Source organism: Streptomyces sp. L2 (assembly GCF_004124325.1).
Lineage (GTDB): Bacteria > Actinomycetota > Actinomycetes > Streptomycetales > Streptomycetaceae > Streptomyces.
Genome location: NZ_QBDT01000001.1, coordinates 1,654,753 through 1,667,280 on the forward strand (window position 1 = coordinate 1,654,753; position 12,528 = coordinate 1,667,280).

Annotated in this window: 8 protein-coding genes and 1 riboswitch; of the genes, 2 read left to right on the top strand and 6 right to left on the bottom strand. The window is 72.6% G+C overall.

Annotated features, from left to right (window positions below; all coding sequences use genetic code 11):
- Nucleotides 1–83: 83 nt before the first annotated feature.
- Complete coding sequence (locus tag DBP14_RS06810) at nucleotides 84–2,972, bottom strand: bifunctional GNAT family N-acetyltransferase/acetate--CoA ligase family protein (protein ID WP_206739219.1); 2,889 nt, start codon at nucleotides 2,970–2,972, stop codon at nucleotides 84–86.
- Nucleotides 2,973–3,149: 177 nt separating this feature from the next.
- Here DBP14_RS06810 and DBP14_RS06820 point away from each other — a divergent pair, with 177 nt between their 5' ends.
- Nucleotides 3,150–3,431, top strand: coding sequence for an HPr family phosphocarrier protein (locus tag DBP14_RS06820; RefSeq protein WP_129306131.1), 282 nt, complete (start codon nucleotides 3,150–3,152; stop codon nucleotides 3,429–3,431).
- Between the two features lie 120 nt (nucleotides 3,432–3,551).
- Here DBP14_RS06820 and DBP14_RS06825 read toward each other — a convergent pair whose 3' ends face one another.
- The 4 genes from DBP14_RS06825 to DBP14_RS06840 form a co-directional block, all read right to left on the bottom strand.
- Nucleotides 3,552–4,247 (bottom strand): GntR family transcriptional regulator, encoded by a 696-nt coding sequence (locus DBP14_RS06825; RefSeq protein WP_129306132.1) that lies wholly within the window; start codon nucleotides 4,245–4,247, stop codon nucleotides 3,552–3,554.
- Nucleotides 4,248–4,452: 205 nt separating this feature from the next.
- Complete coding sequence (locus DBP14_RS06830) at nucleotides 4,453–5,208, bottom strand: M23 family metallopeptidase (RefSeq protein ID WP_129306133.1); 756 nt, start codon at nucleotides 5,206–5,208, stop codon at nucleotides 4,453–4,455.
- A 12-nt stretch (nucleotides 5,209–5,220) separates the two neighbouring features.
- A riboswitch (cyclic di-AMP (ydaO/yuaA leader) is annotated at nucleotides 5,221–5,382 on the bottom strand.
- A 271-nt stretch (nucleotides 5,383–5,653) separates the two neighbouring features.
- Nucleotides 5,654–7,042, bottom strand: a complete 1,389-nt coding sequence (locus DBP14_RS06835) for a pitrilysin family protein (RefSeq protein WP_129306134.1) — start codon at nucleotides 7,040–7,042, stop codon at nucleotides 5,654–5,656.
- Complete coding sequence (locus tag DBP14_RS06840; protein ID WP_129306135.1) at nucleotides 7,039–8,460, bottom strand: pitrilysin family protein; 1,422 nt, start codon at nucleotides 8,458–8,460, stop codon at nucleotides 7,039–7,041. The genes DBP14_RS06835 and DBP14_RS06840 overlap by 4 nt, the downstream gene beginning before the upstream one ends.
- Before the next feature lie 488 nt (nucleotides 8,461–8,948).
- Here DBP14_RS06840 and DBP14_RS06845 point away from each other — a divergent pair, with 488 nt between their 5' ends.
- Complete coding sequence (locus DBP14_RS06845) at nucleotides 8,949–11,408, top strand: DNA topoisomerase IV subunit A (RefSeq protein WP_129306136.1); 2,460 nt, start codon at nucleotides 8,949–8,951, stop codon at nucleotides 11,406–11,408.
- On the opposite strand, the gene DBP14_RS06850 is transcribed toward DBP14_RS06845, so the two are convergent.
- Complete coding sequence (locus DBP14_RS06850) at nucleotides 11,405–12,469, bottom strand: GTP-binding protein (RefSeq protein WP_129306137.1); 1,065 nt, start codon at nucleotides 12,467–12,469, stop codon at nucleotides 11,405–11,407. The genes DBP14_RS06845 and DBP14_RS06850 overlap by 4 nt on opposite strands.
- Nucleotides 12,470–12,528 lie beyond the last annotated feature (59 nt).

A 12,528-nucleotide genomic window follows, 5' to 3' on the forward strand; every position in this document is an offset into this window, starting at 1 on the left:
GACGCCGGCGACAGCGGGCCCAGGGGCGCGGGGAACCGCGCGAGAACCCACCACGACCCGCTGCCCGCGCGCGGGCAGCGGGCTCAGTACGCCGGCATGGTCCGGGGGCCGAGGTCGTCGCGGGCCGGCGGCGGCGCCAGCCGCACCGTGGCTCCCAGCACACTCACCCCGTGCTGCGCCACCACGACCGGCTCCAGGGTCACCGCGACGACCTCCGGGTGGTCGTCGACCAGCCGGGACAGGCGCAGCAGCAGTTCCTCCAGCGCGGGGGTGTCCACGGGGGTCGAGCCGCGCCAGCCGAACAGCAGGGGCGCCGTCCGGATCGACCGCACCAGCGAGGTCGCCTCCCGGTCGGTGACCGGGACCAGCCGGTGCGCCATGTCGCCGAGCAGCTGCGAGGAGGCCCCGGCCAGCCCGAAGGAGAGCACGGCACCGGCCGCGGGATCGATCACGGCGCGTACGACGGTGTCGACGCCCCGGGGTGCCATGGCCTGCACCACCGGCCGCAGTTCCTCCGGGGGGCCGAACAGCCCGGTCAACTCGGCGTAGGCCCTGCGCAGTTGTTCCTCGTCCGCGAGGTCCAGCCGGACGCCGCCGAGGTCGGCACGGTGTCGCAGGTGCGGCGCGGTGGCCTTGAGGGCGACGGGGTAGCCAAGGGCGCGGGCGGCGTCGACGGCCGCCTCCGGGCCGGTGGCGGGGATGGCCCGGCGGACCGGGATGCCGTACGTGCCGAGCAGTTCGCAGGTGTCCGCCTCATTGATGCTCAGGCCCTGCCCGCGCGCGAGCAGTCCGCTGATCAGGTCGGCGGCTGACTTCTCGTCGATGTCCTCGTACTCGGGCACCTTGCCCGGCCGGCCGCTCTCCCGCCTCCACTCGCCGTACCGGACGGCCTCGGCGAGAGCCCGCACGGCCCGCTCCGCGGCGGGGTAGGCCGGAATAAGCCGGTCCACCCCTCCGAGTCCGGCACCCGAGTCGGCTGGCGGGAGCGCGTCTGCCCCCGACTGTCGCGTCGCCGGGTGCGGCTGCGTCGTGGCTCGTCGCGCAGTTCCCCGCGCCCCTTCGGGGGCGACCGCTGCATTGCCTCTGTCGGTCACGGGTGGGCCCGTGCTCGCCGCTGCCGAGAGTGCCTCGGCGAGGCCGCCCAGTTCCACGTGGACCACCAGGACCGGCTTGCCCGGTGCGGCCGCCGCCGCGGAGCGGAGGGCGTCCGCCAGCTCGGCGTCTCCGGGTGATCCCTCCCCGATCGCCGGGATGGCGGTGACGACGACGGCGTCGCACGTGTCGTCGGCCAGGGCCCGCGCAAGGGCCCGGTGGAAGTCCTCGGCCGTCGCTCCGGTGGTCAAATCCAGTGGGCGGGAGGGGCGCAGTCCCTCCGCCAGACAGCGGTCGTACGTCAGGACGCCCAGCGACTCCGAGTTACCGAGGATCGCGACCCGGGGCCCGGCCGGCAGCGGCTGCCGGGCGAGCAGCAGCCCCGCGTCGACCAGCTCGGTGATGGTGTCGACCCGGATCACCCCGGCCTGCCGCAGCAGCGCGGACACGGTCGCGTGGGGCAGCCGCGTCGCCCGGACGGCGTGCCCCTGCGGCGCGGACCCGGCACCCTGCACCACGACCAGCGGCTTCGCCGCCGCCGTCCGCCGGGACAGGCGCGTGAACTTGCGGGGGTTGCCGATGGACTCCAGGTACATGAGGACGACGTCGGTATCGGGGTCGTCGTACCAGTACTGCAGGACGTCGTTCCCGGAGACGTCGGCCCGATTGCCGGAGGAGACGAAGGTGGACACGCCCGTGACCCCGGTGACCCCTCCCCCGCGCCGGTGCAGCCGGGACAGCAGGGCGATCCCGATGGCCCCGGACTGCGCGAACATCCCGATGCGCCCGGGCCGGGGCATCTCCGGTGCCAGCGAGGCGTTCAACGAGACGCCGGCCGCGGTGTTGATGATCCCGAAGGCGTTCGGCCCGATGAGCCGCATCCCGTACGCGCGCGCCTGCCGGACGAGCGCCCGCTGCCGCTCGCGCCCCTCGGGCCCGCTCTCGGCGTACCCGGCGGCGAGCACGACGAGCCCCTGGACCCCGTGCTCACCGCACGCGTCGACGACCTCGGGCACCCGCTCCACCGGTACGGCGACGACGGCGAGGTCCACCGGCCCCTCGATGTCCCGCACCGACCGGTACGCGGGCACCCCGTCGGCCTCCTTGAGGTCCTCGGGGAAGGCCGCGTTCACCGCGTGCAGCCGGCCGGGGTAGCCGGCGTCCCGGATGTTGCCGAGCACGCTGCGCCCGACCCCGCCGGGGGCGCGGCCGACGCCGACGACGGCGACGGAGCCCGGCGCCAGCAGCCGTCGTACCGAGCGGGCCTCGGCGCGCTGTTCCCGCGCGCGCTGCACGGCGAGGGAGCGGTCGGTGGGTTCGAGGTCGAACTCCAGGCGTACGACGCCGTCCTCGAAGCTGCGCTTCTGTGTGTACCCGGCGTCGGTGAACACTTTGATCATCTTGTTGTTGGCGGGCAGCACCTCCGCGGTGAAGCGGCGGATGCCGCGCTCGCGGGCGACGGCGGCGATGTGTTCCAGCAGCGTGGAGGCGACGCCTCGGCCCTGGTGCGCGTCCTGCACGAGGAAGGCGACCTCGGCCTCGTCGGCCGGGGCGGACGCGGGCATGCCGTCGGCGCCGACGCGGTCGTAGCGTACGGTGGCGATGAACTCGCCGCCGATCGTGGCCGCGAGTCCCACCCGGTCCACGAAGTCGTGGTGCGTGAAGCGGTGGACGTCCTTGGCGGAGAGCCTGGGGTACGGCGCGAAGAAGCGGTAGTACTTCGACTCGTCCGAGACCTGCTCGTAGAAACTGACCAGGCGGTCGGCGTCATCAACGGTGATGGGCCTGATGCGTGCGGTGCCCCCGTCGCGCAGCACCACGTCCGCCTCCCAGTGGGCGGGGTACTGGTGCCGGTCCTGCCGGTCCGCCGAGGTCTGCATGGGCCCCAGAGTACGGCTCGCGTACGACAACGGCGCGAGGCAGTCTGTGGAGGGCGGCACCCGGACCGAGGCCGCGGTCCGGTGCCGGAGGAGGGGCGGGCGCACGACCGCTCCGGGCATGCTTCACGATGTGGGAAACTGGTCTAGACAACCCTGAACACCGAAGGGCAGCATCACATGGCTGAGCGCCGCGTCAACGTCGGCTGGGCCGAGGGCCTCCACGCCCGCCCCGCTTCCATCTTCGTCCGGGCCGCCACGGCCGCAGGTATCCCGGTGACGATCGCCAAGGCCGACGGCAACCCCGTCAACGCGGCCTCCATGCTGGCCGTCCTCGGCCTCGGCGCCCAGGGCGGCGAGGAGATCGTCCTGGCCTCCGGCGCCGAGGGCGCGGACGCGGCCCTGGACCGGCTGGCCAAGCTGGTCGCCGAGGGCCTAGAGGAACTGCCCGAGACCGTCTGAGCGCGGCACCCGCAAAACACCGTGGCCGCGTCACCCTTTACGGGTCGGCGCGGCCGTGCTGTTTATCGGCCGGACATCCGGTCCACCTTTTCGCGCGGAATTCCGTGTACCCCATCGGTGTTAATTCCGCGAATCCGGAGTGTTTACAGCACGTTGCGCATCCCTCACGCGCGCGGCGGGTTCGGTGAGCCGGGCGGGCCGCAACTGATGCGCCGCCGCCGTGCGCTGGGTATGCGCCGCCGTGAGCGCCCGCGCGCGTTCGCCGTCGCCGCGCGCCACCGCGTCCACGATGGCGCCGTGCTCCGCCCAGGACTGGGCGGGATTCAGCGCCGGCCGTACCGCGAACATCCAGGTGATCTTGTGCCGCGTCCGGACGAGCGTCGAGGCCAGCGAGGGACTGCCGCACGCCTGGGCGAGCGTGTCGTGGAACCAGCCGCCGAGCGGGCGCAGGTCGCCGCCGGCGCCCCGGCCCGCCCGCTCCTGGCCGAGCCGGACCAGGCCGCGCAGCACCTTCAGATGGGCGTCCGTGCGCCGCTGGGCGGCCCGGGCGGCACCGAGCGGCTCCAGCAGCAACCGCATCTCCAGCAGGTCGGCGGCCTCCTGTTCCGTCGGCTCGGCCACGCACGCGCCCGCGTGCCGCCGGGTCACCACGAAGCCCTCCGCCTCCAGGGTGCGCAGGGCCTCCCGGACCGGGACGCGTGAGACGCCGTACCTCCGGGCGAGCACTTCCTCGGTGAGCCGGCCGCCACGCGCGTGGACGCCGGCGACGATGTCGTCCCGGATCGCCGTGCACACCGAATGCGCCGGAATACGCATGACCGACCTCCGCCTTGGTCCCCGTGAAACGCCGACGACGGGCGTTTTCCGCGACTCTAGGCCAGGCGGCCTGAATTTCCGACGAGAAGCCGGAATTCATGGATGCCTTTTGGACAGCGGGGTGATGTGCGGTGCCTTCACGCACCCGAAAAACGGCGAAAACCCCGGCCGGCGGGCCGGGGCTTCCGTAGTGCTGCGGGACGGATCAGACGTGCACGCCGTGCTTGCGCAGGTAGGCGATGGGGTCGACGTCCGAGCCGTAGTCGGGGGTCGTCCGGGCCTCGAAGTGCAGATGCGGGCCGGTGACGTTGCCGGTCGCGCCGGACAGGGCGATCTGCTGGCCCGGGGTGACCTTCTGGCCCACCGTGACGCCGATGGACGACAGGTGGCCGTACTGGGTGTACATGCCGTCGGCCATCCGGATCACGATCTGGTTGCCGTAGGCGCCGCCCCAGCCGGTGGAGACGACGGTGCCGGAACCGACCGCGTGGACGGCGGTGCCGCTCGCCGCGTGGAAGTCGATGCCGGTGTGCGAGCCCGACGACCACAGAGTGCCGCCGACCTTGTAGCCCGTCGAGACGTACGAGTGCGCGACCGGGGCGACGAAGGTGTTCAGCCGCTTGCGCTCGGCCTCGCGGGCGGCGCGCGCCTGGGCCGCGCGCTCCTCCTTGGCCCGCTCGGCGGCCACCTTGGCGGCGGCCTCCTCGGCCGCCTTCTGCTCCGCGGCGGCCTTCTGGGCGGCGGCCTGTGCGTCGATCTGCTGGGCGACGTCGTCGCTGACGGTGATGACCGGGGTGAGGCCACTCTGCTCGACGGGGCTCTCCGCGGCGAGCGCCGGAGAGGCCGCGAGGGTGCCGATGACACCGGTCGTGGTGAGGGCGGCGATGCCGGCGGCCTGCGCGGTGGTGCGCTTGACCCGGCCGGGCTTGCGGTGCTTCCCGGTGGCGCACATGAACGCCATGAAGTGGCTGGTCCTTTCCTTCCCTCTCGCCTACCGGGTTAGCTGACGGGTTCGGAGCAGGAAGGTCTCCTACGGACCCCCTCGCTGCGCGCGGGCGTCCGATTCACCCCAGGGACTGCGTGGGTCCCCGGCTCCCCTGGCTCGCGCCGTACGGGGACTCGGCGATGGCTGTCCGGTGCCGCGGGTGCGGCGCACTGCCTGACGAACAGCCCGGACGACGCTAAGGCGGGGTGCGTTCAATACCCAAACGCATCCGGGTTTTTGTAGCGCATGCCACAGGGCAGACAGGCAACCTCTGCCCCAATTCGGACATCTGAGGGCGAGCAAGGGGAACGGGCCGAAAACGGCGTGGGCCCCTGACGACCCGTCGGTCGTCAGGGGCCCACGCGCGCGTGCGGGACGCGCCGGCTCCGCCGATGCCTTACACGGCGGTCACGCAGGCGCTCTACTCGGCCGTCACGACGGTGACTTCGCCGATGCCGAGCGCCTCGACCGGCTCCTTGATCTGCGTCGCGTCGCCGACGAGGACGGTCACCAGCCGGTGCACCGGGAAGGCGTTCACGGCGGCCGCGGTGGCCTCCACGGTGCCCGTGGCGGCGAGCCGCTGGTAGAGCGTCGCCTGGTAGTCGTCGGGCAGGTGCTGCTCGACCTGGTCGGCCAGCGTGCCCGCGACGGCCGCCGCCGTCTCGTACTTCAGCGGGGCCACGCCGACGAGGTTCTGCACCGCGACGTCGCGTTCGGCGTCGGTGAGGCCGTCCGCCGCGAGCGTGCGCAGCACCGTCCACAGGTCCTGCAGCGCGGGGCCGGTGTTCGGGGTGTCCACGGAGCCGCTGATGGCGAGCATCGCGGCGCCGGTGCCCTCGGGGGCGGCGCGCAGGACCTGCCCGAAGGCGCGCACCCCGTAGGTGTAGCCCTTCTCCTCGCGCAGGACGCGGTCCAGACGGGAGGTGAGGGTGCCGCCGAGGCAGTAGGTGCCGAGCACCTGGGCGGGCCACACGCGGTCGTGCCGGTCGGGGCCGATCCGGCCGATGAGCAGCTGCGTCTGGACTGCGCCGGGCCGGTGGACGATGACCACGCGGCCGGTGTCGTCCGCGGTGACCGGCGGCACGGGCCGCGGTTCGCCCGGGGTGCCCGTCCAGGCGCCCAGGGTGTCGCCGAGCAGGGCGTCCAGGTCCGTTCCGGTGAGGTCGCCGACCACGATCGCCGTGGCCGTCGCGGGCCTTACGTGACGGTCGTAGAAGGCGCGGACCGCCGCGGCGTCGATCTTGGCGACGGTCTCCTCGGTGCCCTGACGCGGGCGCGACATGCGCGAGGTGGCCGGGAACAGCTCCTTGGAGAGTTCCTTGGCGGCCCGCCGGGCCGGGTTGGCGAGCTCGTGCGGGATCTCGTCGAGGCGGTTGCGGACCAGCCGCTCGATCTCGCTCTCGGCGAATGCGGGCGCCCGCAGCGCATCGGCGAGCAGGCCGAGACCCTTGGCGAGGCGGGAGGCGGGAACCTCCAGGCTGAGCCGGACGCCGGGGTGGTCGGCGTGCGCGTCGAGCGTGGCGCCGGCGCGCTCCAGTTCGGCGGCGAACTCCTCGGCGGAGTGCTTGTCGGTGCCCTCGGAGAAGGCCCGCGCCATGATCGTGCCCACGCCGTCCAGGCCGGCCGGCTCGGCGTCCAGGGGCGCGTCCAGCAGCACCTCGACGGCGACGACCTGCTGGCCGGGGCGGTGGCAGCGCAGCACCGTCAGGCCGTTGCCGAGCGCGCCGCGCTCCGGGGCGGGGAACGCCCACGGCTTCGCCTCGCCCGGCTGCGGCTGGGGGTGGAAGTCCATCGTGGCGAGCTCGCTCACTTGCCCGTCTCCTCGTTGTCGTTCCGGTCGGCCCGGTCGGCGCCCGCTTCGACGGTGGCCTCCGACTCGGGGTCCTCGGGCAGGCCCGGGTCGTCGGTGTGTTCGGCGGATTCGGCGGACAGCGGCTCGTAGACGAGCACCGCGCGGTTGTCGGGGCGCAGCCGGGCCTTGGCGACCTCCTGGACCTCCTCGGCGGTCACCTCCAGGACACGGTCGACGGCGGTCAGGGCGAGCTGCGGGTCGCCGAACAGCACCGCGAACCGGCACAGTTCGTCGGCGCGGCCGGCCACGGTGCCGAGCCGGTCCAGCCACTCGCGCTCCAACTGGGCCTGGGCGCGTTCCATCTCCTCCGGAGTGGGGCCCTCCGCAGCGAACCGGGCGAGTTCCTCGTCGATGGCGGCCTCGATGACCGGCACCTCGACGTCACCGGAGGTCTTCACGTCCAGCCAGCCCAGGGAGGGCGCGCCGGCCAGGCGCAGCATGCCGAAGCCGGCGGCGACGGCCGTGCGGTCGCGGCGCACCAGGCGGTTGTAGAGGCGGGAGGACTCGCCGCCGCCGAGGACGGTCAGGGCGAGGTCGGCGGCGTCGGACGCGCGCGTGCCGTCGTGCGGGAGCCGGTAGGCGGCCATCAGGGCGCGCGCGGGGACCTCCTCGACGACGACCTCGCGCTTCTCCTCGCCGAGGATGTCCGGCAGCGAGCCGTCGCGGGGGGCGGGCTTGCCGTCGTGCGCGGCGATGGACCCGAAGTACTTCTCGATCCAGGCGAGGGTCTGCGCGGGGTCGATGTCGCCGACCACGGAGAGGACCGCGTTGCCCGGCGCGTAGTAGGTGCGGAAGAACTGGCGGGCGTCCTCCAGGGTGGCCGCGTCCAGGTCCGCCATCGAGCCGATCGGCGTGTGGTGGTACGGGTGGCCGTCCGGGTAGGCCAGGGCGGTCAGCTTCTCGAACGCGGTGCCGTAGGGCACGTTGTCGTAGCGCTGGCGGCGCTCGTTCTTGACGACGTCCCGCTGGTTCTCCATGGACTCGTCGTCCAGGGCGGTGAGCAGGGAGCCCATGCGGTCGGCCTCCAGCCAGAGGGCGAGCTCCAGCTGGTGGGCGGGCATGGTCTCGAAATAGTTGGTGCGCTCGAAGCTGGTGGTGCCGTTCAGCGAGCCGCCGGCGCCCTGCACCAGTTCGAAATGGCCGTTGCCCTTCACCTGGCCGGAGCCCTGGAACATCAGGTGCTCGAAAAGGTGAGCCAGGCCGGTACGCCCCTTGACCTCGTGGCGGGAGCCGACGTCGTACCAGAGGCACACCGCCGCCACCGGGGTCAGGTGGTCCTCGGAGAGCACCACGCGCAGACCGTTGGCCAGGCGGTGCTCGGTCGCTGTCAGGCCCCCGGAGCCTGCCTCGGCCGTGGTCGTGTGACCCATGGGCATGTACGTCCCTTCGCGAGCGGAGGCGGTTGAAAAAACCGCGGTCTTCCTGCCGTTCCTGCCACTTTATGCAAAGCGTGCGGGACCCCGGCGAAGTTCCCGCGAGGCGTACGCCCACAGCGGATCGCGTAGCCTGCCTCCGGCGCGGGCGCGGGACGGCCGCGGTGCCGCGGTACGGCACCGGCGGGCGACGGCCGCGGGTCGCCGTCCGGCACCGGCGGGCGACGGCCGCTGGGCGTCGGTCGGCACCGGCGGGCGACGGCCGCTGGGCGTCGGTCGGCACCGGCGGGCGACGGCCGCTGGGCGTCGGTCGGCACCGGGCGCGGCCGTTGACACCGGGTCGCGGCCCGCGTTGTCAGTGCCGAGGTCCACAATGGTCCGCGACAGATCCCGTCACACCCGTCAGAGATACCGTCACACGCTTCAGCACGAGCGAGCCGAAGGGTGCGCGCCCCGTAGGCGAGCGACCAGATCAGGAGGAGCCGGCAGCGATGGCCCGCCGCACCACGAAGACCCCGCCGCCCGACGATTCGTACGAGGAGAAGATCCTCGACATCGACGTCGTGGACGAGATGCGCGGCTCCTACCTCGAGTACGCGTACTCGGTCATCTACTCGCGCGCCCTGCCGGACGCCCGCGACGGTCTCAAGCCGGTGCACCGCCGGATCGTCTACCAGATGAACGAGATGGGCGTGCGCCCCGACCGGAGCTACGTGAAGTGCGCCCGTGTCGTCGGCGAGGTCATGGGCAAGCTGCACCCGCACGGCGACGCGTCGATCTACGACGCGCTGGTGCGCATGGCCCAGCCGTTCTCGATGCGCGTCCCGCTGGTCGACGGCCACGGCAACTTCGGCTCCCTGGGCAACGACGACCCGCCGGCCGCCATGCGGTACACCGAGTGCCGGATGGCCGAGGCGACCAGCCTGATGACCGAGTCGATCGACGAGGACACGGTCGACTTCGCGCCGAACTACGACGGTCAGGAGCAGGAGCCGGTGGCCCTGCCGGCCGCCTTCCCGAACCTGCTGGTGAACGGCTCGTCCGGCATCGCGGTCGGCATGGCGACGAACATGCCGCCGCACAACCTGCGCGAGGTGATCGCGGCCGCCCGGCACCTGATCAAGTACCCGAACGCGGACCTGGACGCGCTGATGAAGCACGTCCCGGGCCCGGACCTGCCCACCGGCGGCCGGATCGTCGGCCTGGACGGCATCCGGGACGCGTACGCGTCGGGCCGGGGCACGTTCAAGATGCGCGCGACCGTCACGGTGGACACGGTGACCGCCCGCCGCAAGGGCCTGGTGGTCACCGAACTGCCGTTCACGGTGGGCCCCGAGAAGGTGATCGCCAAGATCAAGGACCTGGTGAACGCCAAGAAGGTCCAGGGCATCGCCGACGTCAAGGACCTGACCGACCGCGAGCACGGCCTGCGCCTGGTCATCGAGATCAAGAACGGCTTCGTGCCGGAGGCGATCCTGGAGCAGCTGTACAAGCTGACGCCGATGGAGGAGTCCTTCGGCATCAACAACGTGGCCCTGGTGGACGGCCAGCCGCTCACGCTGGGGCTGAAGGAGCTGCTGGAGGTCTACCTCGACCACCGTTTCGACGTGGTCAGGCGGCGCAGCGAGTTCCGCCGTACCAAGCGCCGGGACCGGCTGCACCTGGTCGAGGGCCTGCTGACCGCGCTGGTCGACATCGACGAGGTCATCCGGCTGATCCGGTCCAGCGAGAACTCGGCGCAGGCCAAGCAGCGCCTGATGGAGCGGTTCTCGCTGAGCGACGTGCAGACGCAGTACATCCTCGACACGCCGCTGCGCCGGCTCACCAAGTACGACCGCATCGAGCTGGAGGCGGAGAAGGACCGGCTCACCGCGGAGATCGAGGAGCTGACCCGGATCCTGGAGTCGGACGCGGAGCTGCGCAAGCTGGTCTCGGCCGAACTGGCCGGGGTGGCGAAGAAGTTCGGCACCGACCGGCGCACGGTGCTGCTGGAGTCCGGGGGCGCCCCGGTGGCCGCCGTGCCGCTGCAGGTCGCCGACGACCCGTGCCGGGTGCTGCTGTCCTCGACGGGTCTGCTGGCGCGTACGGCGACGAACGAGCCGTTCCCGGCCGCCGCCGGCGCCAAGCGGGTCAAGCACGACGTGATCGTCTCGGCGGTCCCGGCGACCGCGCGCGGCGAGATCGGCGCGGTGACCTCCGCGGGCCGGCTGCTGCGGATCAACGTGGTCGACCTGCCGCAGCTGCCCGAGACGGCGACGGCCCCGAACCTCTCCGGAGGGGCTCCGCTCGCCGAGTTCGTGTCCCTGGAGGACGACGAGACCCTGATCTGCCTGACCACGCTGGACGAGTCGTCCCCGGGCCTGGCGCTCGGCACCGAGCAGGGCGTCGTCAAGCGCGTCGTGCCCGACTATCCGTCCAACAAGGACGAGTTGGAGGTCATCACCCTCAAGGAGGGTGACCGGATCGTCGGCGCGATGGAGTTGCGCACCGGCGAGGAGGACCTGGTGTTCCTCACGGACGACGCGCAGCTGCTGCGCTTCCAGGCGTCGATCGTGCGTCCGCAGGGCCGCCCGGCGGGCGGTATGGCGGGCATCAAGCTCGCCGAGGGCGCCAAGGTCATCTGCTTCACGGCCGTGGACCCGGCGGTCGACGCGGTGGTCTTCACGGTGGCGGGCTCGCGCGGCACGCTGGACGACTCCGTGCAGACGACGGCGAAGCTGACCCCGTTCGACCAGTATCCGCGCAAGGGCAGGGCCACCGGCGGCGTGCGCTGCCAGCGGTTCCTGAAGGGCGAGGACTGCCTGTCCGTGGCCTGGGCGGGCCCGTCGCCCGCGCGGGCGGCCCAGAAGAACGGCACCCCGGCCGAGCTGCCCGACATGGACCCCCGCCGGGACGGTTCGGGCACGTCGCTGCCGAAGACGGTGTCGGTGGTCGCGGGACCGGTGCTCTAGGAGTCGTACGGCTCGGGGCCGGGTTCTTCCTCGGTGCCCGGTACGTAGCGCAGGACGCCCCACATGCCTTGCTCGTCGGCGTGCGGGGCGTCCTGCACACACTCCTGGAGTTCATTGCGGAGGGCGTCGGCGTCGATGCCGGCACCGATGAGCACGAGCTGGGTGAGGCGGGCCCCGGCCGTGGGCCAGGGCTCGGGGTAGAAGCGCAGGAAGCGGCCGACGGCGTGGACGGCGTACCGGTTGAGCGTGTCGTACGGCCCGAAGTCGACGTATCCCTTGATCCGGTACAGCCCCTCGGGACGGCTGTCCAGGAACCGGATCAGTGCGCGCGGGTCCATCGGCGCCCCGGAGGTGAAGGACAGGCTGTCGTAGCCGGTGTGGAGATGGCCGGCGGTCTCGTCCTCGGATCCGCCGTGCTCGTGCAGGTCGTCGAAGGACAGCTGGCCGACGCGTTCCTCGCTCGGCCTGCAGTCGAAGAGGAACTCGGGGGCGACGCGGCCGTAGGTGGCGGGGACGACGGCGGCGCGGTCGGTGAGCGTACGGACGAGACCGAGGACGCGGTCGGTGTCCGCGGCCCGGTCCAGCTTGTTGACCACCACCACGTCGGCGAGGGCGAGATGCCGGTCGATCTCGGGGTGCCGCGCGCGCGTGTCGTCGAACTCGGCCGCGTCGACGACCTCGACGAGACCGCCGTAGACGATGCCCGGGTGCTCGCTGGCCAGCACCATCCGGACGAGTTCCTGCGGTTCGGCGAGTCCGCTGGCCTCGATGACGATGACGTCGATCCCGGTGCCGGGCGCGGCGAGCCGGTCGAGGTAGCCGTCGAGTTCACCGGCGTCCACCGCGCAGCACAGGCAGCCGTTGCCGAGCGAGACGGTCGAGTCGCCCAGGGCGCCGGCCACGGCCATCGCGTCGATCTCGATGGCCCCGAAGTCGTTGACGATCGCCCCGATCCGGCTGCCCCCGCTGCGGTGCAGCAGGTGGTTGAGGAGCGTGGTCTTCCCGGAACCCAGGAATCCGGCGAGCACGACGACGGGGATCTGCTGCGGACTGTTCGCCAAGGGGGCGGGCCTCTCTGGGAGGGTGGGCGGACGGACAGCCGGACGGCCGGGACCAGCAT